The 23,596-nt window shown below is 66.4% G+C and carries 23 protein-coding genes; 16 read left to right on the forward strand and 7 right to left on the reverse strand.

Annotated elements, in window-relative coordinates; all coding sequences use genetic code 11:
- Window positions 1-34 precede the first annotated feature (34 nt).
- A complete protein-coding gene (locus BMX36_RS11230) occupies window positions 35-883 on the forward strand; it encodes a TauD/TfdA dioxygenase family protein (protein ID WP_093065606.1) in 849 nt (282 codons plus the stop codon).
- 18 nt (window positions 884-901) lie between these two features.
- Here the strand turns inward: BMX36_RS11230 and BMX36_RS11235 are convergent, their stop codons facing one another.
- Window positions 902-1,297, reverse strand: coding sequence for a hypothetical protein (locus BMX36_RS11235; protein WP_093066319.1), 396 nt, complete (start codon window positions 1,295-1,297; stop codon window positions 902-904).
- 71 nt (window positions 1,298-1,368) lie between these two features.
- On the opposite strand from BMX36_RS11235, the gene BMX36_RS11240 reads away from it, so the two are divergent.
- Window positions 1,369-3,813 (forward strand): hypothetical protein, encoded by a 2,445-nt coding sequence (locus BMX36_RS11240; RefSeq protein WP_218142160.1) that lies wholly within the window; start codon window positions 1,369-1,371, stop codon window positions 3,811-3,813.
- Here BMX36_RS11240 and BMX36_RS21715 read toward each other — a convergent pair.
- Window positions 3,807-3,974, reverse strand: coding sequence for a hypothetical protein (locus tag BMX36_RS21715; protein WP_177179117.1), 168 nt, complete (start codon window positions 3,972-3,974; stop codon window positions 3,807-3,809). The two genes, BMX36_RS11240 and BMX36_RS21715, sit on opposite strands and share 7 nt — an antisense overlap.
- Before the next feature lie 159 nt (window positions 3,975-4,133).
- On the opposite strand from BMX36_RS21715, the gene BMX36_RS11245 reads away from it, so the two are divergent.
- Genes BMX36_RS11245 through aroC form a run of 5 tightly spaced genes read left to right on the forward strand, consistent with a single transcriptional unit; the run spans window position 4,134 to window position 8,473 of the window.
- Window positions 4,134-5,075: a DnaJ C-terminal domain-containing protein gene (locus BMX36_RS11245; RefSeq protein WP_093065608.1), complete on the forward strand. Its 942-nt coding sequence runs from the start codon at window positions 4,134-4,136 to the stop codon at window positions 5,073-5,075.
- Window positions 5,076-5,113: 38 nt separating this feature from the next.
- Window positions 5,114-6,079: a YihY/virulence factor BrkB family protein gene (locus BMX36_RS11250; RefSeq protein WP_082746155.1), complete on the forward strand. Its 966-nt coding sequence runs from the start codon at window positions 5,114-5,116 to the stop codon at window positions 6,077-6,079.
- A gap of 8 nt (window positions 6,080-6,087) precedes the next feature.
- The gene (fabI, locus tag BMX36_RS11255; RefSeq protein WP_177179118.1) at window positions 6,088-6,879 is read left to right on the forward strand and encodes an enoyl-ACP reductase FabI; all 792 of its coding nucleotides are present in this window, start codon (window positions 6,088-6,090) and stop codon (window positions 6,877-6,879) included.
- Window positions 6,880-6,884: 5 nt separating this feature from the next.
- Window positions 6,885-7,409, forward strand: coding sequence for a GNAT family N-acetyltransferase (locus tag BMX36_RS11260; RefSeq protein ID WP_093065612.1), 525 nt, complete (start codon window positions 6,885-6,887; stop codon window positions 7,407-7,409).
- Window positions 7,406-8,473 (forward strand): chorismate synthase, encoded by a 1,068-nt coding sequence (aroC, locus tag BMX36_RS11265; protein WP_093065614.1) that lies wholly within the window; start codon window positions 7,406-7,408, stop codon window positions 8,471-8,473. The genes BMX36_RS11260 and aroC overlap by 4 nt, the downstream gene beginning before the upstream one ends.
- 103 nt (window positions 8,474-8,576) lie before the next feature.
- On the opposite strand, the gene BMX36_RS11270 is transcribed toward aroC, so the two are convergent.
- Window positions 8,577-8,828, reverse strand: coding sequence for a hypothetical protein (locus BMX36_RS11270; RefSeq protein ID WP_093065616.1), 252 nt, complete (start codon window positions 8,826-8,828; stop codon window positions 8,577-8,579).
- Window positions 8,829-8,997: 169 nt separating this feature from the next.
- Between BMX36_RS11270 and BMX36_RS11275 the strand changes: the two genes are divergently transcribed.
- The 3 genes from BMX36_RS11275 (at window position 8,998) to BMX36_RS11285 (ending at window position 10,761) form a co-directional block, all read left to right on the forward strand.
- Window positions 8,998-9,324 (forward strand): hypothetical protein, encoded by a 327-nt coding sequence (locus BMX36_RS11275; protein WP_093065618.1) that lies wholly within the window; start codon window positions 8,998-9,000, stop codon window positions 9,322-9,324.
- Window positions 9,325-9,340: 16 nt separating this feature from the next.
- On the forward strand, window positions 9,341-9,571 hold the full coding sequence (locus BMX36_RS11280; protein ID WP_093065620.1) for a hypothetical protein: 231 nt from the start codon (window positions 9,341-9,343) through the stop codon (window positions 9,569-9,571).
- A gap of 143 nt (window positions 9,572-9,714) precedes the next feature.
- Window positions 9,715-10,761, forward strand: coding sequence for a cell wall hydrolase (locus tag BMX36_RS11285; protein WP_256210772.1), 1,047 nt, complete (start codon window positions 9,715-9,717; stop codon window positions 10,759-10,761).
- A 114-nt stretch (window positions 10,762-10,875) separates the two neighbouring features.
- Here BMX36_RS11285 and BMX36_RS11290 read toward each other — a convergent pair whose 3' ends face one another.
- The 3 genes from BMX36_RS11290 to BMX36_RS11300 are packed head-to-tail and all read right to left on the reverse strand — an operon-like array spanning window position 10,876 to window position 12,517.
- Window positions 10,876-11,511, reverse strand: a complete 636-nt coding sequence (locus tag BMX36_RS11290; RefSeq protein WP_093065622.1) for a heme exporter protein CcmB — start codon at window positions 11,509-11,511, stop codon at window positions 10,876-10,878.
- Window positions 11,508-12,110, reverse strand: a complete 603-nt coding sequence (gene ccmA / locus BMX36_RS11295; RefSeq protein WP_093065624.1) for a heme ABC exporter ATP-binding protein CcmA — start codon at window positions 12,108-12,110, stop codon at window positions 11,508-11,510. The genes BMX36_RS11290 and ccmA overlap by 4 nt, the downstream gene beginning before the upstream one ends.
- Entirely contained in the window at window positions 12,107-12,517 is a 411-nt protein-coding gene (locus tag BMX36_RS11300) for a metallopeptidase family protein (protein ID WP_371262872.1), read from the reverse strand. Before BMX36_RS11300 ends, ccmA begins: the two co-directional genes overlap by 4 nt.
- Window positions 12,518-12,576: 59 nt before the next feature.
- Between BMX36_RS11300 and BMX36_RS11305 the strand changes: the two genes are divergently transcribed.
- The 3 genes from BMX36_RS11305 to BMX36_RS11315 all read left to right on the forward strand — a co-directional run bounded on the left by BMX36_RS11305 (window position 12,577) and on the right by BMX36_RS11315 (window position 15,919).
- On the forward strand, window positions 12,577-12,870 hold the full coding sequence (locus BMX36_RS11305; protein ID WP_066782252.1) for a 4a-hydroxytetrahydrobiopterin dehydratase: 294 nt from the start codon (window positions 12,577-12,579) through the stop codon (window positions 12,868-12,870).
- 174 nt (window positions 12,871-13,044) lie between these two features.
- Entirely contained in the window at window positions 13,045-14,766 is a 1,722-nt protein-coding gene (locus BMX36_RS11310; RefSeq protein ID WP_093065628.1) for a DEAD/DEAH box helicase, read from the forward strand.
- A gap of 148 nt (window positions 14,767-14,914) precedes the next feature.
- The gene (locus BMX36_RS11315) at window positions 14,915-15,919 is read left to right on the forward strand and encodes a zinc-dependent alcohol dehydrogenase family protein (protein WP_093065630.1); all 1,005 of its coding nucleotides are present in this window, start codon (window positions 14,915-14,917) and stop codon (window positions 15,917-15,919) included.
- Between the two features lie 6 nt (window positions 15,920-15,925).
- Here BMX36_RS11315 and BMX36_RS11320 read toward each other — a convergent pair whose 3' ends face one another.
- The gene (locus BMX36_RS11320; RefSeq protein WP_093065632.1) at window positions 15,926-17,026 is read right to left on the reverse strand and encodes an SDR family oxidoreductase; all 1,101 of its coding nucleotides are present in this window, start codon (window positions 17,024-17,026) and stop codon (window positions 15,926-15,928) included.
- 120 nt (window positions 17,027-17,146) lie between these two features.
- On the opposite strand from BMX36_RS11320, the gene BMX36_RS11325 reads away from it, so the two are divergent.
- The 3 genes from BMX36_RS11325 to BMX36_RS11335 all read left to right on the forward strand — a co-directional run bounded on the left by BMX36_RS11325 (window position 17,147) and on the right by BMX36_RS11335 (window position 23,145).
- Window positions 17,147-20,404 (forward strand): amidohydrolase family protein, encoded by a 3,258-nt coding sequence (locus tag BMX36_RS11325; protein ID WP_093065634.1) that lies wholly within the window; start codon window positions 17,147-17,149, stop codon window positions 20,402-20,404.
- Between the two features lie 87 nt (window positions 20,405-20,491).
- Window positions 20,492-22,318, forward strand: a complete 1,827-nt coding sequence (locus tag BMX36_RS11330; RefSeq protein ID WP_093065635.1) for a DUF885 domain-containing protein — start codon at window positions 20,492-20,494, stop codon at window positions 22,316-22,318.
- Between the two features lie 146 nt (window positions 22,319-22,464).
- On the forward strand, window positions 22,465-23,145 hold the full coding sequence (locus tag BMX36_RS11335) for a nitroreductase family protein (protein WP_093065637.1): 681 nt from the start codon (window positions 22,465-22,467) through the stop codon (window positions 23,143-23,145).
- The last annotated feature ends 451 nt before the right edge of the window (window positions 23,146-23,596 follow it).

Genomic DNA, 23,596 nt, shown 5'->3' on the forward strand with positions numbered 1-23,596 from the left:
GGTAAAGCGATCCTCACAACAAAGGAGAGGATCCATGGCAACGCAGCTTCTGTCCCGGGTGCAATCGACGCCGATCAGCGAACATGTCGGCATGGAATTCAAGCATGTGGACCTGAACGACCTAGACGAGAATACGTTCGATGCCATGCGCCAGGCGCTTGCCTACCATGGGCTTGTCTTTGTCCGCGATCAGCAGCTTACGCCCGAACAGCATATCGCCTTTGCCCGGCGCTGGGGCGAGATCGACATCAACAATTATTTTCCCGCCAACGGCGGCCATCCCGAGATCGCCGAGGTGCGCAAGGCGGAGAACCAGCAGACCAATATCGGCGGCGGCTGGCACACCGATCACAGCTACGATCAGATCCCCGCGATGGGATCGATCCTGCTTGCCCGTGAAACGCCGCCAACTGGTGGCGATACGCTATTCGCCAGCATGTCCGCGGCGTTCGACTCTTTGTCGGATGGGCTGAAGGACACGTTGCGCACCATGCGCGCGGTGCATTCGGCGGACCACATCTACAGCAAGGACGGCATTTACTCGAAAACCGATCAGGCGGGCGATCTGAAGGGACACGACCTCCGCACCCGTGCCGTCCATCCCGTGATCATCCGCCATCCACGCACCGGGCGGGAGATCTTGTATGTAAACCCGGCCTTCACGCTTCACTTCGATGGCTGGACGCGCGAGGAAAGCCTGCCGCTGCTGAACTACCTTTATCAGGTCGCGATGCGGGAGGAGTTTCAGTGCCGCGTGACATGGGCGCCGGGGTCGATCGCGATCTGGGACAATCGTTCAACATGGCATCACGCCATGAACGACTACCACGGCCATCGTCGCCTGATGCACCGCATCACCATTTCCGGTGAGCCGCTGAGCTAAAGCGGCTCACCTGGAGGCTCAGCGTTCCTTCGCCGGCGTGTAGGGCACGAAGTCGCCCAGCACGACAAAGCTGCGAACCGCGCGGGATCCTTGATCGATCAGATCCACGGTATCGGCACGACATAATTGCGTGCCGTTGCTGCGCGTCAGGAGAACGTCCCACTCGCGCAGCCGGTCAGCGCCTGACTGCGGCCTGTTGAGAAACATCCTGCCGCCGACCTGGTAGATGATGCCCGTTCGCCCAATGATTTGGGAGGAAGTGACGCTGCTCAGGCTGATGCAACGGACGGGCGATCCAGCGACGCGACCGGCCAGCGCCTTTGCCATCCTGTCATCGGCCGCGTCCTTGGTCGCGGCACTGACGGGAAAGGCGAGCGCGGCCGCCGCAGCGAAGAGGGGTGCAAGGCGAGTCATGCGCATTTTTTAGAACGCCGCAGCTGAACCCGCACTGACCTGTACCGACACCGGTTCGCACGATTGCAGCCTTGGCAAAGCGGGCTACACGGGTTCCTGTGCCGCTTACCCCTTCCCGCTTGCGCACGGCGCTTCGCCGCGTCGCCCTCGCCTGCCTTCTGCTGATCGCGCCAACCACGCTGTTGCGCGCGGAGGGCAATGCCTTCGATCTTGCCGGGCCGTCGCTGCGCGTCTCGGTTACGCACGGTGAAGTGACGCTGCCGCTGTCGCAGGTTCCGAACCTGTCGTCGGGAGATCGCATCCGCGTCGTCGCTGATCTGCCCGTCGAGCAAAGCGCCCATTATCGCATGGTGCTCGCCTTTCTGCGCGGCGCGACCAATCCGCCGCCGAAGGAATGGCTGGTGGAAGCGCGCACGTGGAAGGCGAAGGAAGCCGCCATCGACGTGCGCGTGCCCGAGGGCGCGCAGCAGGCATTGGTGTTCCTGGTCCCGGACACCGGCGGCGCGCTGGATGCAGTGGCGAAAGCGGTGCGCGAACAGCCCGGCGCGTTCGTGCGCGCGTCGCAGGAATTGAACCAGGCCATGCTTGATCGCACCCGGCTCGAAACCTTCCTTGATCAGGTCCGCAGGCGCGACCCAACCGACGTGGCCCGAATTTCTCCGAAACTGGCCGACAGCCTCGCGATCAAGCTCGATTCCGCCTGTCTGCTGCGCCAGACGGATCCGCGCGCTGCCTGTCTCGCCCAAAGCGGCAATGCCGCTGTGCTGGCGGACAGCCAGACCAGCTCCATCGCGCAGACGCTTGCCGGCGCGCCTGCCAATATCGCGCTTCAGCTCAGCGCGACGCCGCAGGGCGGCTTCGGCTATTACAGCGGCTATATCGGCGTGGTGCGTGATCTGGCGCGGATGCTGGGCGCGTTCCAATCGGCGCAATTGCGGTTCATTCCGGCCTTGAGCGTTCCGCGCGACGGACGGATCGAGCTGCTCCTCAATACCGTCCCGTCCTTTCGCAAGCCGCAGTCGGTGCTCGTCGCAGCGCTTCCCACGGTTGCGCCGCCGACCCTGCCCGTTCTCTCGGTCAAGAGCGCCGATCCGCTGTGCCTCACACGGCCCGGCTTGGTTCTTCCGGTCGGCGGGGCGCCGCTCGTCTTCTCGACCGATTACCCGCGCGCCATGTCGCTGCGGGTGCCGACCGCCGCCGGAACCATGCTGGATCTTCCGGTCACCGCCAGCCCCGCCGACGGCGGCTTCGTCGTCGGTGATGTCGGCACGCCGCCGGTGCCGCTCGCCGTGGGGGCGGAGGCGCGGTTGCAGGGTTATTGGGGCTTTCAGCCATTCGACGGTCCGCGTTTCCGCCTGGTCAGCCCCGCGCCGAATGCCTGGCGCGCGGACGGATCGACACTGGTCGTTGGTCGGGAAACGCCTCTGGTGCTGGCCGGTGGAGCAGCCAGCTGCGTCTCAGACGTCTGGCTCGAACGTGATGGCGCGCGCCGGCCGGTGACATGGACCGCCGAGGCCGACGGTACGCTGGCGCTCAAGGTGCCGCTCACCGGCATCGAACCGGGGCCCGTGGCGCTTCTGATCCGCAGCCACGGTGTCGATCAGCCAAGCCGTCTCGACCTGCGCGCCTATGCGGAAGCCGCGCGCCTCACCGGATTTGCTTTCCATGCCGGCGACCGCGCGGGGACGCTCACGGGAACCCGCCTCGATCAGGTAAGGACGTTGCAAGTCGGCGCGATCACCTTCCGCGCGAAGAAGCTTGGTCGCGACGGGACGACCGATCGGCTCGACATGGCGGCGGAAGCGAGCGCGGCGGAAGAGATCAAGGCCGGCGAGCTTTCCGGCAGCGCCACGTTGGCGGATGGACGCTCCGTCCGCGTGCCGGTCCGTGTGATGCCCGCCCGGCCGGCCGCCACGGTGATCGCCACTTCGCTGGAACCTGCCGCCTCCGGGGCGGCAGTGCCGCTTGCGCTCGCCCGGCCGGATCTGGTGCCGCAGGATGCACGCCTCACCTTTTCCGTTCGCGCCGCCGGGGCCACGCGCTTCACGTCGCGCGATCGGATCGAGGTGGAAGCTGGCGAGACCGGTGGATCGGCACGGCTGCCGGTGCGCCTTCAGGACGATCGCGTGGCGATCGCCACCCTCGATCCCGCTGCGGCGCTGGGTGATGCCGCACGCGGGCCGCTGCGATTCCGTCTGGTCCAGGGGGAGGTCGCCGGTGACTGGAAGCCTCTGGGCACGCTGGTGCGGCTGCCGCGGATCTCCTCGATCACCTGCGCCACGGACGCTGCTACCTGCACCCTGACGGGCAGCGGCCTGTTCCTGCTCCGTAGCATCACCGGCGGCGGGGAGACGGCGATCGCTGACGGCTTCACCGGAGGGACAATCGAGGTTCCCCGACCGGCCGACGGCAGGCTGACGCTGCACCTGCGCGATGCGCAAGATGCCGCCGCGACGGTCAGCGTGCCGCAAACCGCCGCGACTGCCGCCAGCGAATCCTCTCGGCAAGGTCAGTGAAGTGATCGGGTCCGCCCGGGCTGCGGGGGAATGCCCCGGCCGTCCAGCGTGATCAGTGCAGCATTCAGATGAAGGCTGGTTTCCGACAGGCCCAGCCCGTCCGCCACCTGCAACGCTCTTCGCACCGCATCGATCAGATGCACACTCGCTTCCTTACGCATGGGCACGCCCTGCTACCTGCAGCCGCGGTCGAAAAGACGGGAAGATGGTTAATGCCGCCAGCATGGCCCATTTCCGTGCGCGACGCCGCATGGTCAGCCGCATTGCACTCGCCGGGCGCCTCCCCCACATAGTCGGGTAATACACCAACTGGGGCAACAATGGCGGATCCATATTCTACGCTCGGTGTGGCGCGGAGCGCCACCGAGGCTGATATCAAGAAGGCCTATCGCAAGCTCGCCAAGGAGCTGCATCCCGATCGCAACAAGGACAATCCCAAGGCCGCGGAGCGATTCAGCCATGTGACCGCCGCCTACGACCTGCTCAGCGACAAGGATAAGCGTGCCCGCTTCGATCGCGGCGAGATCGACGCGGATGGCAATCCCGCCTCCCCTTTCGGGGCCGGCTTTGGCGGCTTCAGCGGGGCGCGGCAGGGCGGCGGTGGCGGCGGTTTTCGGAGCCAGGACTTCGGCGGTGCCGAAGGCGTCGACATGTCGGACATCTTTGAAGGGCTGTTCGGCGGCCGGGGTAGCGCGACGAGCGGCGGCTTTGCCGGCGGCTTCGGGCGTCGCCAGCCTCCACCCAAGGGCGCGAACACGGCCTATCGTCTGCGCGTGCCGTTCATTGACGCCGCCGCCTGCGCGCCGCAGCGGATTACCCTTGCCAATGGCAAGACGATCGACCTGAAGCTGCCTGCTGGCGTCGAAACCGGCACGCAGATGCGCCTGCCGGGAAAGGGCGAACAGGGGCCGGGCGGGGCCGGCGATGCGATCGTCACCATCGACGTGCAGCCGCACCGCTTCTTCACGCGCGATGGCGATGACGTACGCCTGAACCTGCCGATCACCCTTGCGGAGGCGGTCCAGGGCGGGCCGGTCAAGGTGCCGACCGTTGAGAAGCCGGTGATGCTGACGGTGCCCAAGGGCTCTACCTCCGGCCGGACTCTGCGACTGAAGGGCAAAGGCTTCCACAAGAAGGACGGAACGCGCGGCGACCAGCTCGTCACGCTGATGGTCGATCTGCCCGCGGAGGACGCCGCGCTGTCCAGCTTCGTGGAGAGCTGGTCGGGCGGCGGGAACCCGCGCGCCGACATGGGCGTCTGATCCCCCGTACCAAGCGGCCATCATGAGGGGCAGAGATCTTGAGCGACGAGACCGCCACGCTGACGCCCGAGGATCGCAGGCATCACGGGCAGGCGCGGGTGAAGCTCGATCGCCAGCTTGCCAAGGTAAAGCCGGGCAGTTTCGCCTATGAGGTGCTGAAACGCGCCGGCACCGGCGTGTACAATGACGGCTTCATCCATGCGGGCAATCTTGCCTATCTGGCCCTGATGACGGTGTTCCCGTTCTTCATCGTTGCGGCGGCGGTTCTTTCGCTGCTGGGGCAGAATGAAGGGACGCGGCAGGCGGTTGAATCTTTCCTTCATGTCCTGCCGCCCAATGTCGCCGACATCCTTCGCAAGCCGATCACGGATGTGCTGGCAGCGCGGACCGGCTCGCTGCTGTGGTTCGGCGCGCTGGTCGGGCTGTGGACGGTCGGTAGCTTCGTGGAGACGATCCGGGAGATCTTTCGCCGGGCCTATGGCACGCACAGTTCACAATCTCTGTGGCGTGCGCGCCTCGGCCTCAGCCTCGGGATCGTCGCCTCGGTGATCGTCGCGCTTCTCTCGTTTCTGGTGCAGGGCATCCTCGTGGCGGCGGAGCAGTTCATCTACCAGCTCTTGCCATGGGCCGAAGACGTGGCGGGCTGGATCGGCATCAGCCGCGCCATCCCCGGCCTGGTGATGTTCGGGGCGCTCTACATGCTGTTCTATTTCGTCACCCCCTCGAAGTACCGATATTCGGAAAGCCGCAAATGGCCGGGCGCGCTGTTCACGGCGATTTGGTGGGTCACCATGACGGCTGGCCTGCCCTGGGCCCTGTCGAACCTTGGCGGCTATGATCTCACCTACGGCAGCCTTGCCGGAGTGGTGGTGATGCTGTTGTTTTTCTATCTCATCGGTCTCGGCATGGTGTTCGGGGCTCATCTCAACGCAGCACTGGCGGAACCCCCGGAGAACGGTCTAGAGGGAGCGCCCCCCGGGCTGGAAGCAAAGGCAGTGTTGTGAACGGATTGATGGCAGGCAAACGCGGGCTCATCATGGGGCTTGCCAACGACAAGTCGCTCGCCTGGGGCATCGCCAAGAAGCTGTCGGAAGCGGGCGCCGAGCTCGCCTTCAGCTATCAGGGCGACGCCATGGAAAAGCGCGTCCGCCCGCTCGCCGAACAGCTCGGCACCGCGCATCTGTACGATTGCGACGTCAGCGACATGGCGGCGCTTGACGCCACTTTCGCAAAGCTCGCCGAAACTTGGCCGACGATCGACTTCGTGGTTCACGCCATCGGTTTCTCCGACAAGAACGAGCTCCGCGGCCGCTTCGTCGATACCAGCCTCGACAATTTCCTGCTGACCATGAACATCAGCGTCTATTCGTTCGTGGCGGTGGCGCAGCGCGCGGCGAAGATGATGCCGGAGGGTGGCAGCTTGCTGACGCTGAGCTATTACGGCGCCGAAAAGGTCATCCCGCATTACAACGTGATGGGCCTCGCCAAGGCCGCGCTGGAAACCAGCGTGCAATATCTCGCCGTTGATCTCGGCCGCGATAACATCCGCGTCAACGCCATCTCGGCCGGCCCGATCAAGACGCTGGCGGCAAGCGGCATTGGCGATCTCCGCCTGATCCTGAAGTGGAACGAGCTGAACTCGCCGCTGAAGCGCAACGTTACGATCGAGGACGTCGGCGGCGCCGGTCTTTACATGCTGAGCGATCTGGCCAGCGGCGTGACCGGAGAGGTCCACCATGTCGATGCCGGCTATAACGTGATCGGCATGAAGGCGGAGGACGCACCGGACATCGCGCTGGCCTGATCGCGATGGCGATGGTGATCCGCCCAGCCAGCGCGGCCGATGTTGCTGCGATCGACGGCCTGCTGCGCGCCAGCTTCCCGGCGCCGGCAGAAGCGGATCTCGTGCGCGAGCTCTGCATCGCGGGGGACATGGTCCTGACGCTGGTGGCCGATGATGAGGAAACGGGCGCGCTCGCCGGAGCGGTGGTGTTCAGCCGCATGGATGTGACGGTCGGTGGCCAGGCGGTGGCCGCGGTGGCGCTTGCCCCCGTCGCGGTTGCCGAGCCGTATCGGCACCAGGGGATTGCCGATGCCCTGATCCATGCCGCGCATGAGCGGCTGGAAGCGGCCGGCGTGGTGCTCAGCTTCGTCCTCGGCGATCCCGCCTTCTACGGGCGGTTCGGCTATGATCCCGCCGTGGCGCGCAACTTCGATTCGCCTTACGCCGGCGATTATTTCATGGCTCTGCCGCTGCAGGGTGGCCTGGTGCCCTGCGGCGCCCGTGAAGCCGCCCGGCACGCGCCGGCCTTTTCGCGCCTGGGGGCAGCATGAGCTTCAACACCTTTGGCCGCGTCTTCCGCTTCACCACCTGGGGCGAATCGCATGGTCCGGCGCTTGGCGCGGTGGTTGACGGCTGCCCTCCGGGGATCGCGCTCGCCGAAACCGATATTCAGCCGTGGCTGGACAAGCGCCGGCCGGGCACCTCCCGCTTCACGACCCAGCGGCGTGAGCCGGATCAGGTGCGCATCCTCTCCGGGGTGTTCGAAGGCCGCACCACCGGCACACCGATCAGCCTGATGATCGAGAATGTGGACCAGCGTTCGAAGGACTATTCGGAAGTCGCTCAGGCGTATCGCCCCGCTCACGCCGATTATGCCTATGACGCGAAATACGGCTTTCGCGATTATCGCGGCGGTGGCCGTTCCTCGGCGCGAGAGACGGCGGCACGGGTCGCGGCTGGCGCCGTCGCGCGCGCCGTGGTCCCGGGCGTCAGAATCCGCGCCTGGGTGGAGGCGATCGGTGGCGACGCGATCGACCCCGCCGCCTTTGACGATGCGCAGATCGACGCCAATCCTTTCTTCTGCCCCGACGCTGCGGCGGCAGCTCGCTGGGAGGAAAAGGTCGACACCGCGCGCAAGGCTGGCTCGTCGCTCGGCGCCGTGGTGGCGTGCGAGGCGACGGGCGTGCCCGCGGGATGGGGGGCGCCGCTTTATGCCAAGCTCGACAGCGAGCTGGCGGCCGCGATCATGTCGATCAATGCCGTAAAGGGTGTCGAGATCGGGGACGGCTTCGCCGCGGCAGCGCTGAGCGGCGAGGAAAACGCCGATCCGATGCGCCCGGGTGCTGATGGCCCGGCGTTCCTGGCCAATCACGCGGGCGGCATCGCCGGCGGGATCGCCACGGGCCAGCCGATCCGGCTTCGCGCCGCATTCAAGCCGACCAGTTCGATCCTGACCCCGGTGCAAACGATCTCCCGCACGGGCGACGCGACGGAAATCGCCACTCGCGGTCGCCATGATCCCTGCGTCGGAATTCGCGGCGTTCCCGTGGTTGAAGCAATGATGGCGCTGGTTCTGGCCGATCAGTTCCTGCTGCATCGCGCCCAATGTGCGTAAAATTACGTAGAACAGCCGGCGTCCATCAGTATTTATATTGAGACGAAGCGAGGCTGATTAGCGTTACTTGGACGAACCTTTTGCGATCTCAGGCATTTTACTCTCACAAGTTTCGAGTGTTCGTACAGGAGAGTAGAATGAAGACCTTCGGTCTTATCGCCGCCGCTGCCTTGGCTATTCCGGGTGCGGCAGTCGCGCAGTCGACCACGACGTCGCCGTCGCAGTCGACCACCACCGCACCGGCTGGAACCGCAACCGACTCCACCATGTCAACGCAGGAGCCGACCACCGGCACGTCGCCGTCCACAAGGTCGCGTACGACCATGCCGGCACCGAGCCAGCCCAGCAGCGACATGACTGATCCGAGCGCGGACACCACGGCAAGCCCGACGTCGCCGTCGACGACGACGCCGACCGTGCCGCCCCAGAACTAAACCGTTCACTGCGGAGCGGGAGCTCGACAGCCATGCTGTCGGGCTCCCATTTTTTCACATCGAGCGTGCAGGCAGAAGGAGAAAGCCTCCATGCGTCTCGCCATCATGGCCGCGGCAGTCGCCCTCAGCGGAACTAGCGCCAGCGCGCAGGTCGCCGACCGCCTGTCGCGCGGAATGGAACCCAACGCAATCGACCGGGCTTTGCAGACGGCCAGGCCGGCGCAGGCTGGCGTTCAGGCCGAAACCGACCGGCTCCGCGCCGAACAGGCCGCACGCGAGGCCGCCGCGCGCCGCGTTCCGCCCCCCTCCTCTACGATGGTGGATGGGCCCGCCGGTGTTCAGCGCCTTGGCTCGGGCGCCTCACCTGCCAGTTCGCCCCCGCCTACCCCGTCGCCGGCCGCAGTCCCGCAATCATGACCAAGGACCAAAGTAAATGCGTCTTGCCACCACCGTCAGTGCAGCGCTGATCGCGCTTTCCACGGCGGCGCTCGCCCAGGTTGCCGATCCATCCGCCTCGCAGGAAGGCAACATCATGGGCAATGGCAGCACTCCTGCCAATTCCACCCAAATGGATCCCGCAACGACCACAGGCACTGACCCTAACGATCCGAGCCAGAACATGCTCAGCAATTCCGCGTCGCCGCCTCCCACCGAACCCAAGTGAAGTCGCCGGGTGGGCCAGCAGCCGCGTTAACCCAATTTCGTCCGATCCTTGGACAGTGCTGATTTGGCACGCGAAATAGCCTGACTGATGCACTAAATGGGCGCGCGAACGGTGATTCCGCCGCACGTGAAAAGGGTTGGGCCATGACCTTCGCGCTGCATCCCAGCGAGCGCGCCTCGCTTCGCCGGATGCGCGGTCCGGCTCGCTTGCGTGCATGGCGTCAGGCTGCGGCGATCGCGTTGCCGATCGTCGCCGTCATTTCCGTGATCGTGCTCGGTACGTTGATGCTCGTCGACCGGGGTGCGTTCACCACATCCGGGCGGGCGGACATCATCGCCGTACCCGCTTCGCACGCCAATGGCCCAGATACAGCATTCCTCGCGTCGCCCGGCGATGGTGCCACCGGCACCGCCCCATTGCCTCCGCTACCGGCGGAGATGCGCGGCCTCTCGGGCGCCGCAACCGGGATTGTTGCCGCACGCCCCTTCGCGATGCGCGGCGGCACGGCGCTTGATCGCGCTCGTGCGTCGGAATGCCTGACTGCCGCCATTTATTACGAGGCCGCATCCGAGTCCGACGCAGGCCAACGTGCGGTGGCGCAGGTCGTGCTCAACCGGGTGCGCCATCCCGCCTTTCCCGCAACGGTCTGCGGCGTGGTGTACCAGGGGGCGGAGCGCGTTAGCGGTTGCCAGTTCAGCTTTGCCTGTGACGGGGCGATGGCCCGCACGCCTTCCCGCGCCGGCTGGGCACGCGCCGCACGAACGGCGGCGGCGGCGCTCGCCGGCTATGTCTTTGCGCCCGTTGGGCTGGCGACGCACTACCACACTTATGCCGTGACGCCTGTGTGGAACCGTTCGCTGGTGATGACGGACGCGATCGGCGCGCACTTCTTCCACCGCTGGAAAGGCATATGGGGCACTGCCGCCGCCTTTCACCAGCCTTATGCCGGCGGAGAGCCCTTGCCCGGTCCGCCTGTTCGCAGCATTGCGCCAGTCATCGCCCTGAACCACGCGGTTGCCGTGGCGCCGTCCAGCGCCAGCGCTGCTGCCGCTATCACCGTTGCGCCTGCGCTTCAGCCGCGTCTTCAGGAAAGCGGCGCGCCGGTCGCCATCGCCCCACCCGCTGAGAACAGCCTCCCGGACTCGCAGATCCTTGATCGTTGGAAGGACAGCGGAAAGCCGCTGCGCTGAGCTCTCGGATACTGCACCCAAATCGCGCTTTGGCGATGGCGGGCGTCATTGGTTGCGGTCGACAACAGACGCTCGTTCAGGCCGATGTCGTGCTCTGACGCTCACGCGTGGCGGCTATTCCATGCCAATTCGAATGGCCGCCGCGCTGACGAACGGTGCTCCTGCGACCAGCAGCAGGCTGACCGCGCCAAGCAGCTTCAGCCCGCCCGGCCCGCTGTCGATCGCGCCTGCGCCGAAGATCAGCAGCGGAATGGCGAGCGGCAGCAGCACCAGCCCGGCGATGGCGCCCGCGCCGCGCAGTCCCGCCGTCAGTGCGCCCGTCGCGACCGCCAACGCTGCCAGCCCGGGCGTGCCGATCGCCAGTCCGGCCAGCACCGTCACGGTTGTGCTGGGCTCCAGCCCCAGCAACGCCGCCGACAGCAGCGCCGCTCCGATAACCGGCGGGGCGAAGGCGATCCAATGCCCAGCAATCTTTGCCGCCGCCACGATCGGCAACGAATGGCCACGCACCACCAGTTGATCGAATACCCCGCCCTCCAGATCGGGCGCGATCAGCCGCTCCACGGGCAGCAGCGCCGCCAGCAGCGCCGCCGCCCAGATCACGCCCCCGCCCACACGCGCGAGCAGCTTGGCATCAGGCCCGATCGCAAAGGGAAACAGGATCGCGACGAGCAGAAAGAAACCGAGTGTCAGGGTGGCACCGCCGCTGCCATAGCCGCGACGCACGTCACGCAGAACCAGCGCGATCATGCCGCCACCGCGCGATAGGCGGCCAGGTCGACCGTCGCCGCATTCGGCACGTCGAGCGGCTGGTGAGTCGCGATAATCGCCAGCCCACCATTAGCGCGATGCCGCCCGACCGCTTCTTCAAGCAGCGCGACGGAAGCGGTATCCAGCCCGGTGGCAGGCTCGTCCAGCAGCCACAGATCCGCGCCGCTGGCGATGACCCGCGCCATGGCGGCGCGCCGCCGCTGCCCGGTCGACAGCAATCGGACGGGCACATCGGCGATATCCGCGAGCGCCATGTCGGCGAGGGCGGTTGCGACACGCGCGGCCGGATCTGTCAGCCCGTCCAGCTTCGCCCAGAAGTTGAGCGCCGTACCCAGCGGGCGATCCGCGTCCAGCGCGCTCGCTTCGCCCAGCAGCGCGATCCGCCCGCTCACCTCCAACGCGCCCGCGAACGGCGGCAGCAATCCGGCGATCACGCGCAACAGGCTCGATTTGCCGCAGCCGTTGGCGCCCGTCACCACCAATGCACCACCCGGGGCGACATGGAGCGACAGGCCGGCGAACAGCAGCCGCCCGCCGCGCCGGCACGCCAGATCCGTCAGCGCCAGCGCCGCGCTCAATCCGCCACCGCGTCCTCTAGCGCGTGCATGTCATCGTCGCTGAGCCCGAAATGATGGCCGATCTCATGAATGGTGACATGCGCCACCAGATCGTCCAGCCGCACGCCGGTTTCGCACCATTCGGCCAGGATAGCCTGCCGGTACAGGTGGATACGATCGGGCATCGCGCCGGAGTCGAATGCGGATTTGTCCCCGATCGGCCGGCCGTGATACACGCCCGTCAGCTCCAGCGGATGCTCCAGTCCGACGCTCGCGAGCGTTTCGGCATCCGCCTCTTCCTCGACCAGAAGCACCACGTCGCCCAGATGCGCGCGGAATGCCTCGGGCAGGCGGGCGATCACCTGCCGCGCGTGGCGCTCGATCGCCGCCAGCGAGGGCGGTTCGCCGGGAAGGTCTTGTCCGCTCATCACGACCGCCATAGGCGTTGGCCCTCCCACGCGACAAGCATGTCGGAAGGATACGGATTGTGGTCGATCAACTGAGCGAAGCCGAACGGGCCGATGCACTCGATAGCCTGGCCGACTGGGATTACGACGAGGGGCGCGATGCGATCACCCGCACCATCGTGTTTACCGATTTCGCCGAGGCGTTCGGCTTTATGACTCAGGTTGCGCTCATCGCAGAGCGTGCCGATCACCATCCAGAGTGGACCAACGTCTGGAACCGGGTGGAAATCACGTTGACTACGCATGACGCCGGCGGCCTCTCCGAACGCGACCTGGAACTTGCAGCCGCGATCGACTCCATTCTCGACGGCTGAGGCCGGGCACGGCGCTGAACGCCGCCGGGGCCCATCCCGTGCAATCACGCGCCGCCGCCACAGCACGGCCAGCGGATCTAAGCCGCTTTTTTGATGCAAGCGGGCAACGGTTCGCCACGTTCATCCACAATCAGGGTTGCAGTGTGCGCCAGATGGGCCATCTAGGGCCCGATCATGACATTTGACATTCTACCCGCGCCGCTCGCCGGTGCGCTCGCCGAGCGTGGCTATCAGGCGCCCACTCCTGTCCAGGCCGCCGTTATCGAACCGGACGCTGCGGGGCGGGATCTCATCGTGTCGGCCCGGACCGGCTCGGGCAAGACCGTTGCGTTCGGCATGGCCATGGCGGCGGAGCTGTTGGGCGACGATAACCGCATCATCCCCTCGCGTGAGCCGCACGCGCTGGTCATCGCGCCGACGCGCGAACTCGCGCTTCAGGTCAGCCGTGAGCTTATCTGGCTCTACGGTCCGACGGGCGCGCGCATCGTCACCTGCGTCGGCGGCATGGACGCCAGCAAGGAACGCCGCAACCTGAATCACGGCGCGCACATCGTCGTCGGCACGCCCGGCCGTTTGCGCGACCACCTGGAGCGCGGCGCGCTGGAGCTATCGGCGCTTAAGGTCGCGGTGCTCGACGAGGCGGACGAGATGCTCGACATGGGCTTCCGCGAGGATCTGGAGGAGATCCTCGACGGTACGCCCGACACCCGTCGCACGCTTCTGTTCTCGGCCACCATGCCGAAGCCGATCGTTCAGCTTGCCAAGCGGTATCAGAAGGACGCGCTCCGCATCTCCACCGTGGAGGAGGATCGCGGCCATGGTGACATCAGCTATCAGGCGGTCGCGGTCAGCCCGTCGGACATCGAACATGCCGTGATCAACCTGCTCCGCCTGCATGAGGCGGAAACGGCGATCCTGTTCTGCGCCACGCGCGACAATGTCCGCCACCTGCACGCTAGCCTCGTCGAACGTGGCTTTGCGGCGGTCGCGCTATCGGGCGAGCATAGCCAGAATGAGCGCAACGCCGCGCTTCAGGCGCTGCGTGATCGCCGCGCCCGGGTCTGCGTTGCGACCGACGTCGCGGCGCGCGGCATCGATCTGCCCAGCCTGAGCCTCGTCATTCACGTCGAGCTGCCGCGCGATGGGGAGACGCTGCAGCACCGCTCCGGCCGGACGGGTCGCGCTGGCAAGAAGGGGACGGCCGTGCTGATCGTTCCCTATCAGCGCCGTCGCTGGGCCGAATCCATGCTGCGCAACGCCAAGATTCCGGTCGAATGGATGTCCGCACCCACGCCGGAGGACGTGCGCGCCAAGGATCGCGATCGCTTGCTGTCGCAGCTCCTTGCCCCCGTCGAGGTGGACGAGGAGGACCGCGCGCTCGCGGAGAAGCTGATCGGCGAAAAGAGCCCCGAGGATATCGCCGCCGCCCTGGTCCGCGCCTATCGGGCCGCCATGCCGGAGCCGGAAGAGATTATCGCCGCCACGCCGGAGGCGCATCGCGCGGCGCAGCGTGAAAAGCATCGGCCCGGCTTCGATGACGTCCTGTGGTTCCGCATGAACCTTGGCCGCCGCCAGAATGCCGATCCGCGCTGGATCCTGCCGCTGATCTGCCGTCGCGGCAACCTGACCAAGAATGATGTGGGCGCGATCCGCATCGGCCCGAACGAGACGGCGTTTCAGGTGCCGCGCGCGCTTGCGAACAAGTTCATGGCTGCCGTGGCAAAGACGGCGAGCGCCGATGATGACGTGCTGATCGAGCCGTCGGACAATGCGCCGGGCCCGGTCCGCGCACCGGCGGGCACGCGCCAATATGCGCCGCGCCCGACCGGAGCGCGCCAGCGTGGCGATGGTCCGCCTCGCGGTGGTCCGCGCCGCGGCAACAACGAGCGTCGCTGACACTTCCGCGCCATTCCGCTTCCCTGATCGGAAGCGGAGGGCGCGGCCAAGCACGGCTTTAATCCGCCCGACTTAATTCCCGTTGCACCGCCGGTGCGCGCCATCTACGCCTTTCTCCAACGGCCATCAGCGCCAAGGGGAGAGATAGATGCGCACGATCCAGTTGCAGAAGCCGGGCGGGCTTGACCGGCTGCAGGTAACCGACACCGAGCGGCAGGCGCCCGGACGCGGCGAGATCCTGGTCCGCGTCGGTGCCAGCTCGCTGAACTTTCACGATTATGCCGTGGTTACCGGCATGATCCCGACCCCCGACGGCCGCATTCCCATGTCGGACGGCGCCGGTGAGGTGGTCGAGGTTGGCGAGGGCGTCAGCGAGTTCGCCGTTGGCGACAAGGTCGTCTCTACCTTCTTCCCGCACTGGATGGATGGCGAGCCGGCACGCGAAGTGATGGGTGACGTGCCGGGCGATGGCGCCGACGGGTTCGCCCGCGAATATGTCACCGCCCCCGCGACTTCGTTCACCCGCGCGCCGAAGGGCTTTTCCGACGCAGAATCCGCCACCCTCACCTGCGCCGGTCTGACCGCATGGCGCGCGCTGGCGGTGAACGGTCAGGTAAAAAGCGGCGATACCGTGCTGGTCCAGGGCACCGGCGGCGTATCCATCTTCGCGCTGCAATTTGCCAAGGCTGCCGGCGCGACGGTGATCGCAACCTCGTCGTCCGACGAGAAGCTCGACCGGCTGCGTGAGATGGGCGCGGATCATCTGATCAATTATCGCCAGGACGAGAAATGGGGCGAAACCGCGCGCAAGCTGACCGGCGGGCGCGGGGTCGACCATGTCGTGGAGATTGGTGGATCGGGCACCATGCCGCAATCGATCGCGGCGGCCCGGATCGGCGGCCACATCGCGCTGATCGGGGTGCTCGCCGGCATCGGCGGCAACGTGCCCACCGTCTTCGTCATGCAGCAGAACCAGCGCATCGTCGGCCTGACGGTCGGCGCGCGCCGGCATCAGCAGGACATGATCCGCGCCATCGAGGCAAACGGCATCCGTCCGGTGATCGATCGTCATTTCCCGCTCGAACAGATTGCCGATGCCTTTCGCCACCAGGAATCGGGCAAGCATTTCGGCAAGATCTGCCTCGACATCTGAGCGCGTTCAGCCGGGCGGCGGAATGATCCGTCGCTCGGCCAGCCGCGCCAGCCATTTGGCGAACATCTGCTCGGTATCGATGCACTCGCCAAAGCCCGCCTGGCGCAGCTTGATCGTGCTCACCAGCACCGGCGCCCGCGTCGCCTCTGGCGGGGCGTGTACGCCGAACAGCAGATCGGCATAATGGTGCGATTCTCCCAATAGATCGGGTAGCGGCGTGGCGCGCAGCCCATGCCGCCGCACCACATCGTCCCACACGCCCGCATGCCCGCCGAGGTAGTCGACCAGCGCGAATGGCGCACCAAACGCCGGCTCCATGCCAAGCGCCCGGGCGATCGCCGGCCATGTATCGGCCCAGGTGAAGACATCGCCGTTGGTGATGTTGAACGTCTCGTCCCGGGCGCGCTCCGCCTCGCCAGCCCATAATAGCGCGTCCGCGATCAGATCGGCATCCACCGCTTCCGACACGCCGCCCGGCCGCCCTGGATAGGTGAGCGGCCGGCCCAGTTCGCGCTGGATGGCGGCATAGGCGCCGATTACCGGTACGATGTTCATCGCCACACCGGTTGCGCCGCCGAACACCACCTGCGGCCGCCAGATCGTCAGCGACCAATCCGCACCCGTCCGCTGCGCGCGCAGATAATCCTCCTGCAGCCAGTAAAAATTGGCATGAGGATCGCGCGGTGAGCGCTCGCGTGCCGGAACGGCGATCTGATGGAGATGCGCGCCATAAGCCTTGGTGCCCTGAAGCACGCTGACATGGCGAAGCCCACGCGCGGCTTCGAACAACGGCTCCATCAGGTTGCGCATCATCGCCAGATTAGTGTCCATCTGGTCCTGCTCGAACCACCCGGCATAGAGGCCGGGCTTCTCGTACAGCGCTGCGTAGACGACGTGCGTCACCTCGGCGAACGCACCCGCCGCCGCCCGGCAGGCGGCGCTGTCCCGCAGGTCAAGCGACAGATGCCGAACATGCGCGCCGGCCGCCACGTCGGGGGCACGGCGCGAGACGGCGATGACGCGCCATCCCTCGGCGGCGAAGCGCGCCACCGCCGATTGGCCGATCACCCCGCTCGCGCCCGCGATCAGAACGGTCCGCTCGCTCATCCCACCTCTCCCTCCCCGCGCCCGTTTTCGGTGCGCCGGCGAACATTCGTCCTATGGCATTGCCAGTTCGCCGTGCAGCCGGATAGTACGGCAATCATCTTGTCGTTTCCGGGGGATTTCATGAAGTTTTACGCGGCGTCGCTCGTTTCTCTTGCCGCGCTTGTTGCGCATGGCGCCTCGGCCCAGAACGCGGGCAGCGCTCCCTCCGCCGCCGCTGCCAAGCCGAAATGGGATGTAAACGCCCCTCCCGGCGCAACCATTCGTCAGGTGCCAATCCGGGTGAACGAAGGCAGCTGGATGGACGTGGACGTCAGCCCGGACGGCCGCACAATCGCCTTCACCCTGCTCGGCGATATCTACACCATGCCGATCACCGGCGGCACGCCGACCCGCATTGCCGAGGGGCTCGCCTACGAGGTGCAGCCGCGCTTCTCGCCCGATGGCCGGCGCATCGCCTTCACCTCCGATCGCGGCGGCGGCGACAACATCTGGGTGATGAACACCGACGGCAGCGACAAGCGCCAGGTAACGCGTGAGGACTTCCGCCTCCTCAATCAGCCGAGCTGGAGCAAGGACGGTCGCTTCATCGTCGCCAAGAAGCATTTCACCACCGGGCGCTCCCTGGGCACCGGCGAGGTATGGATGTACCACGTCTCGGGCGGTGCCGGCGTACCACTGGTGAAGCGGCCGAACGAGGCGCACCAGAAGGAGCTGGGGGAGCCGATCTATGCCGCCGACGGCAAGTCGGTGTTCTACACCAAGAACGTCACACCCGGCCCGATCTTCGAATATGCGCAGGACTCCAACACCGACCTGTTCGATATCGAGCGATACGACCTGCAGACCGGAGAGGTGACGAAGGCGGTAACGGGCGCCGGCGGTTCGGTTCGCCCCACGCCCTCACCCGATGGCAAGAAGATCGCCTTTGTCCGCCGCGAGGCCACCCGGTCGAAGCTCTACGTAAAGGATCTCGCCTCGGGCGAGGAGCGCAAGATCTATGACGATCTCGATCAGGACGTGCAGGAAACCTGGGCGGTCACCGGCGTGTATCCGAACATGGCATGGCTGCCGGACAACAGCGGCCTGGTCTTCTGGGCGAAGGGCAAGATCCAGCGCATCGATGCCGATGGCACCAATGCGCGTGAGATCCCCTTCACCATCAACGACACGCGCGGGGTGATCGACGGGTCGCACCCGCAGGTCACGGTGGCGCCCGATCGCTTCACCACCGCCATGCCGCGCTTCGCCAGCGTCTCACCAGACGGGCGTCAGGTCGTGTTCGAGACGCTCGGCAAATTGTGGGTGAAGCCGGTGGCCGGCGGCGCGCCCCGCCGCCTGACCCGTGGCGATGACGGCTTTGAACTGTTTCCGAGCTGGTCGCACGACGGCAAGAGCCTCGTGTTCGTCAGCTGGACCGATGATGGCCTTGGGCGCCTGCGCGTGATCGGCGCCACCGGCGGCACGGCGCGCGACGTGATCGGCCAACCCGGCCATTATGCCCGCCCGCGCTTCTCGCCCGACGGCAAGACCATCGTCTTCGAGCGTACGGGCTCCGGGCGTCTGACCAGCCCTAAATGGGCAGAGGATGCCGGCGTCTACCGCGTCGCCACGGCGGGCGGCGCCGTCACCCGTGTGGCGCGCGGCGCTGCCTCGCCGCAATTCGGCCCGAACAACGATCGCCTGTTCATGCTGGAGGACGAGCGCAAGGACGGCAAGTCGGTGCGCCAGCTCATCAGCACCGATCTGTCGGGGCAGGACAAGCGCGTCCACGCCAATGGCGAGCTTGCGACGGACTATATCGTGTCGCCCACCGGCGAATATGTCGCCTTCCGCCAGAACTACGCCGCTTACGTCGTGCCGCTGATGCCCGGCAGCCAGACCATCGCCCTGTCTCCCGATGCCAAGGCGCTGCCGGTTACCCGCGTCAGCGCGGGCGGCGCGGATTATTTAAACTGGTCGAACGACGGCACACGCCTGCACTGGAGCCTCGGGCCGACGCTCTACACCGTGGAAACGGCCAGCCTTTTCGCCGCCGCTCCCCGCGCCGATGGCACGCCGGCGTTCGTGCCGCCGACGACCGGCGTCTCGCTGGCGATGGAGCAGGCTGCGGCCAAGCCGACCGGCACGGTCGCGATCACCGGCGCACGCCTCGTCACCATGGCAGGCACGGATGGCGGCATCATCGATGATGGCGTGGTGGTGATCCGCGGCGATCGGATCCTCGCGGTCGGCCCGCGAGCCTCCACCGCAGTCCCGGCGGGCGCGACCATCGTCGACGCGGCCGGCAAGACGATCATTCCCGGGCTGATCGATGCGCACGCCCATGGCCCTGCCGGGACTGACGAGCTGATCCCGCAGCGCAACTGGTCGATGATGCAGAACCTCGCGCTCGGCACGACGACGCTGCACGATCCGTCGAACCGCGCCAGCGAGATCTTTACCGCATCGGAAATGCAGCGCGCCGGGTTGATCCTCGCGCCGCGCATCTTCTCCACCGGCGAGGCGGTCTACGGCGCCAAGGCGACGGACGTATACGCGCAGATCGACAGCTTCGACGACGCGCTGGCCCATGTCCGCCGGCTGAAGGCGCAGGGCGGGCACAGCGTGAAGAACTACAACCAGCCACGCCGCGAGCAGCGCCAGCAGGTGACGGAGGCCAGCCGACGCGAGAACATGCAGGTTGTGGCGGAGGGCGGCTCGATCTACGGCCTGGACGTCACGCATATCGCGGACGGCAATTCCACGATCGAGCATAACATCCCGTTGGAGGTGTTCTACGACGATATCGTTCAGTTCTTCTCCCAGTCGAAGACGAACTACACGCCAACGCTGGTCGTTACCTTTGGTGGGCTGGCGGCCGATCCTTACTGGCGTCAGCACACCGATCTGTTCGCCCACCCGCTGCTTCAGGCGCATACGCCGCCGGCACAGCTGCGCGCGGAATCGGCGCGGCGGCTGATGGCGCCGGAAAGCGATTATGTGGACGATGAAAGCGCGCGCGAGGCGCACAAGCTCGCCAAGCGCGGCGTGCTCGTGTCGATCGGCGCGCATGGTCAGCAGGCTGGCATGAGCGCTCATTGGGAGCTGTGGTCCTTCGTGCGCGGCGGCATGACGCCGCTGGAGGCGCTGCGTGCCGGCACCATCGTTCCCGCCCAGTCGCTCGGCATGGCGAAGGACATCGGCTCGCTGGAGGTTGGCAAGCTTGCCGATCTGCTGGTGCTGGATGCTGATCCCACGGCGGATATCCGCAACAGCGACAAGGTGCGCCAGGTCATGCTGGGCGGCCGGCTCTATGATGCGGCCACCTTGAACGAGGTCGCGACCGGCACGGCCAAGCGCGGCGCCTATTTCTGGGAGGCCGGTACCAGCGCCCAGTGATCGTCACCCTCCCATCTTGAACAAGCCTTCCCCGTTCGCCGCGAACCGCGTCGTGGTGAACGGGCTGTATCCCCAGGAGTAAGAACCATGGATCGTCGCACCTTTCTTGGCAGCACCGGCGCCGCCGCTCTGGCGAGTGCCGTCCCCGCCGCCGCGCAAAAGGTCGCCGCCGCCGGCGTCAACCCGAATGACGCGAAGCTGCACACGCTGCTCGATCGCTTCTTCTACGATCGTATCAGCGACAATCCCGAAGGCGCCACCGCGCTCGGGCTCGACAATGGGGAGCGCGCGCACCTCAAGTCGAAGCTGAACGACGGTTCGGCTGCCGGCGTTCAGGAGGATCTCGCCCGCGCCAAGCGTGAACTGGCCGCGCTGCGCCAGATCAGCCCTGCCTCGCTCTCGCCAGCGGCGCGGATCGATTACGAGGTCGTGTCCTATCAGCTCCAGCGCAGCATCGCTGGCGGTGAGAAGTTTACCTACGGCGCCAGCATGGGCCGTTTCGCGCCTTATGTACTGTCGCAGCTGACCGGCGCCTACCGCGAGGTGCCCGATTTCCTCGACGCGCAGCATCGCATCAAGGACGCGGCGGACGCCGACGCCTATGTCGCGCGTGTCGCCGCCTTCGCCACCGCGATCGATCAGGATACGGAGCGTCAGCGCGCCGATGCCGCGCGCGGCGTCTTCGCGCCGGATTACATCCTCGACACCACGCTGAAGCTGATGGGCGGCCTGCGCGATCAGCCGGCAGCCGCAACCGTCCCGGTCAAGGCGCTGGCCACCAAGCTGAAGCTCGCCAACCTGCCGGATGGTCGCGTTGCCGAAGCGACCCGGATCATGAACGATCAGGTCTTCCCGGCGCTCGATCGCCAGCGTGCCCTGGTCACCGAGCTGCGCGGCCGTGCCTCGCACGACGCCGGCGCGTGGCGCCTGCCCGATGGCGAGGCTTATTACGCCGCCGCCGTTGAGGCCGCGACCACCGTTGCCATGACGGGTGAGGAGGTTCACCGCCTGGGCCTGGCGCAGGTGGCCGAGATCAGCAACCGGATCGACGGCATCCTGAAGGCGCAGGGTATGAGCCAGGGCACCGTCGGCGAGCGGCTGGTCGCGCTGAACAAGCGTCCCGATCAGGTCTATCCGAACACCGACGCGGGCAAGGAACAGCTGATCGCACAGCTCAACCGTCAGGTGATCGCCATGCAGAAGCGGCTGCCGGAGCAATTCGCCTTCATTCCCAAGGCGCCGGTCGAGGTCCGCCGTGTTCCCAAGTCGATCGAGGCCGGCGCGCCGGGTGGCTATTACCAGAACGCCTCGCTCGATGGCTCGCGCCCAGGCATCTACTACATCAACCTGCGCGACAGCTTCGATCGTCCCAAGTTCGGCCTCGCCACGCTGACGCACCACGAAGCGGTGCCCGGCCACCACTTGCAGGTGATGACCGCGCTCGAGTCTCAGGACATTCCGCTCATCCGCCGCCGCGGCGGGTTCAGCGGCTATACCGAGGGCTGGGCGCTTTATTCGGAGCAGCTCGCGGATGAGATGGGCATGTTCGAGGGCGATCCTCTCGGCCAGGTCGGCTACCTTCAGTCGCTCCTGTTCCGCGCCACGCGTCTCGTCGTGGACTCCGGCCTGCACCACAAGCGCTGGAGCCGCGAAAAAGCGACCGAATATTTCATCGCCACCACCGGCATCGCCCAGGGCCGCAGCCAGAACGAGATCGACCGTTACACCGTCTGGCCGGGCCAGGCTTGCAGTTACAAGATCGGCCACACCGTCTGGGTGCGCCTGCGCGACGCGGTGAAGAAGAAGCAGGGCGCCGCCTTCGATCCGCGCAAGTTCCACGCGGTGCTGCTCGATGGCGCCATGCCGCTGACCATTCTGGAGCGGATGGTGACGGAACGGATGCTGAAGGCCTGACCACTCGATCCGTCATCCCCGCGTAGGCGGGGATTCATAAGCGCTACCGCACCGGCTTTTTCGCCAAGCTCAGCGTCTATGGATCCCCACCTTCGCGGGGATGACGAACTTGGTTATGTGCGGAGGAAAATACGGGAGAGGCACGCATGAAAACCTACGACGATGTCGTGAACGGCCGCCGCAGCATCCGCGGGTTCAAACCCGATCCGGTGCCCCGCGCGCTGATCGAGGAAGTCCTCGCGCTTGCCATGCGCTCGCCCTCCTCGCTCAACACCCAGCCGTGGAACTTCACCGTCGTCACCGGCGAACCGCTGGATCGCATTCGCCAGGGCAATACTGAACGCAACCTCGCCGGCGTGCCCCATTCGCGCGAATTTCGGCTGGGCCAGGAATATGGCGGCATCCACCGTGAACGGCAGATCGAGATCGCCAAGCAACTCTTCGGCGCCATGGACATCGCGCGCGAGGACAAGGCGAAGCGGCACGATTGGGTGCTGCGCGGCTTCCGCCAGTTCGATGCGCCGGTCTCGATCGTCATCACCTATGATCGCGTGCTGCTGGGCAGCGACATCGCGCCCTTCGATTGTGGCGCCGTCACCACCGCGCTCGTCAACGCCGCCTGGTCGCGCGGCCTAGGCTGCGTCATCAACAGCCAGGGCATCATGCAATCGCCGGTCGTGCGCGAACATGCCGGCATCCCCGACGATCAGGTGATCCAGACCTGCGTCGCGATGGGCTGGCCCGACGACAGCTTCCCGGCCAATGGCGTGGTGTCGCGCCGCAAACCAGTCAGCGAAGCCGCACGGTTTGTGGGATTCGTGGACTAAGCGATGCCTCACGGACTACCGACTTTCGACGACAAGCGGGCAGCCGCGGAAATGGGGTGGCTAGCTGCCGTTGCGCGATCGCCGCACGATTGAGTTGACGATGACTCTCGATCCGAATCCGATAGCGGCAATTCCGAGCAACGCCCCTGCGAACAGTTGCCAGTGTGAAACGCAATCAAGCTGATTATCTGCGGCGCACTGACCTAAAGACGTGATGAGAAACGCTCCGCCTAAGAGGGGAAAGGCAGCAACAGTCGCCAAACCGCATCCCAGCTTGCCCCCGATGCTTCCGCTGCCCCGATAACCCTCGCGTTCCATTGCGCTACGATAAGCGATAAACGAACGTCGGCAATCGGGCGGAAAGTGCAATCAGCTAGTCAGGCGTCGTCTGAACCCAAATGCGCGGCACACCCCGCTGCTCCGCCCACATTGTCGCAGCGGCTATCGCCAC

It is taken from the genome of Sphingomonas sp. OV641 (assembly GCF_900109205.1).
Taxonomy (GTDB): Bacteria; Pseudomonadota; Alphaproteobacteria; order Sphingomonadales; family Sphingomonadaceae; genus Sphingomonas.

Bases quoted from the DNA above. Each gene is read 5' to 3' on its own strand.
- BMX36_RS11275 (WP_093065618.1), top strand. From the start codon at position 8,998: ATGCGTCTCGCCATCATGGCCGCGGCAGTCGCCCTCAGCGGAACTAGC.
- BMX36_RS11300 (WP_371262872.1), bottom strand. From the start codon at position 12,517: ATGAGCGGACAAGACCTTCCCGGCGAACCGCCCTCGCTGGCGGCGATC.
- BMX36_RS11315 (WP_093065630.1), top strand. From the start codon at position 14,915: ATGCGCACGATCCAGTTGCAGAAGCCGGGCGGGCTTGACCGGCTGCAG.
- BMX36_RS11310 (WP_093065628.1), top strand. From the start codon at position 13,045: ATGACATTTGACATTCTACCCGCGCCGCTCGCCGGTGCGCTCGCCGAG.
- BMX36_RS11260 (WP_093065612.1), top strand. From the start codon at position 6,885: ATGGCGATGGTGATCCGCCCAGCCAGCGCGGCCGATGTTGCTGCGATC.
- BMX36_RS11335 (WP_093065637.1), top strand. From the start codon at position 22,465: ATGAAAACCTACGACGATGTCGTGAACGGCCGCCGCAGCATCCGCGGG.
- fabI (WP_177179118.1), top strand. From the start codon at position 6,088: ATGGCAGGCAAACGCGGGCTCATCATGGGGCTTGCCAACGACAAGTCG.
- BMX36_RS11280 (WP_093065620.1), top strand. From the start codon at position 9,341: ATGCGTCTTGCCACCACCGTCAGTGCAGCGCTGATCGCGCTTTCCACG.
- BMX36_RS11325 (WP_093065634.1), top strand. From the start codon at position 17,147: ATGAAGTTTTACGCGGCGTCGCTCGTTTCTCTTGCCGCGCTTGTTGCG.
- aroC (WP_093065614.1), top strand. From the start codon at position 7,406: ATGAGCTTCAACACCTTTGGCCGCGTCTTCCGCTTCACCACCTGGGGC.
- BMX36_RS11235 (WP_093066319.1), bottom strand. From the start codon at position 1,297: ATGACTCGCCTTGCACCCCTCTTCGCTGCGGCGGCCGCGCTCGCCTTT.
- BMX36_RS11270 (WP_093065616.1), bottom strand. From the start codon at position 8,828: ATGTCGCTGCTGGGCTGGCTCGGTGCCGGCATGGTCGTACGCGACCTT.
- BMX36_RS11290 (WP_093065622.1), bottom strand. From the start codon at position 11,511: ATGATCGCGCTGGTTCTGCGTGACGTGCGTCGCGGCTATGGCAGCGGC.
- BMX36_RS11245 (WP_093065608.1), top strand. From the start codon at position 4,134: ATGGCGGATCCATATTCTACGCTCGGTGTGGCGCGGAGCGCCACCGAG.
- BMX36_RS11320 (WP_093065632.1), bottom strand. From the start codon at position 17,026: ATGAGCGAGCGGACCGTTCTGATCGCGGGCGCGAGCGGGGTGATCGGC.
- BMX36_RS11330 (WP_093065635.1), top strand. From the start codon at position 20,492: ATGGATCGTCGCACCTTTCTTGGCAGCACCGGCGCCGCCGCTCTGGCG.
- BMX36_RS11285 (WP_256210772.1), top strand. From the start codon at position 9,715: ATGACCTTCGCGCTGCATCCCAGCGAGCGCGCCTCGCTTCGCCGGATG.
- BMX36_RS11230 (WP_093065606.1), top strand. From the start codon at position 35: ATGGCAACGCAGCTTCTGTCCCGGGTGCAATCGACGCCGATCAGCGAA.
- BMX36_RS21715 (WP_177179117.1), bottom strand. From the start codon at position 3,974: ATGCGTAAGGAAGCGAGTGTGCATCTGATCGATGCGGTGCGAAGAGCG.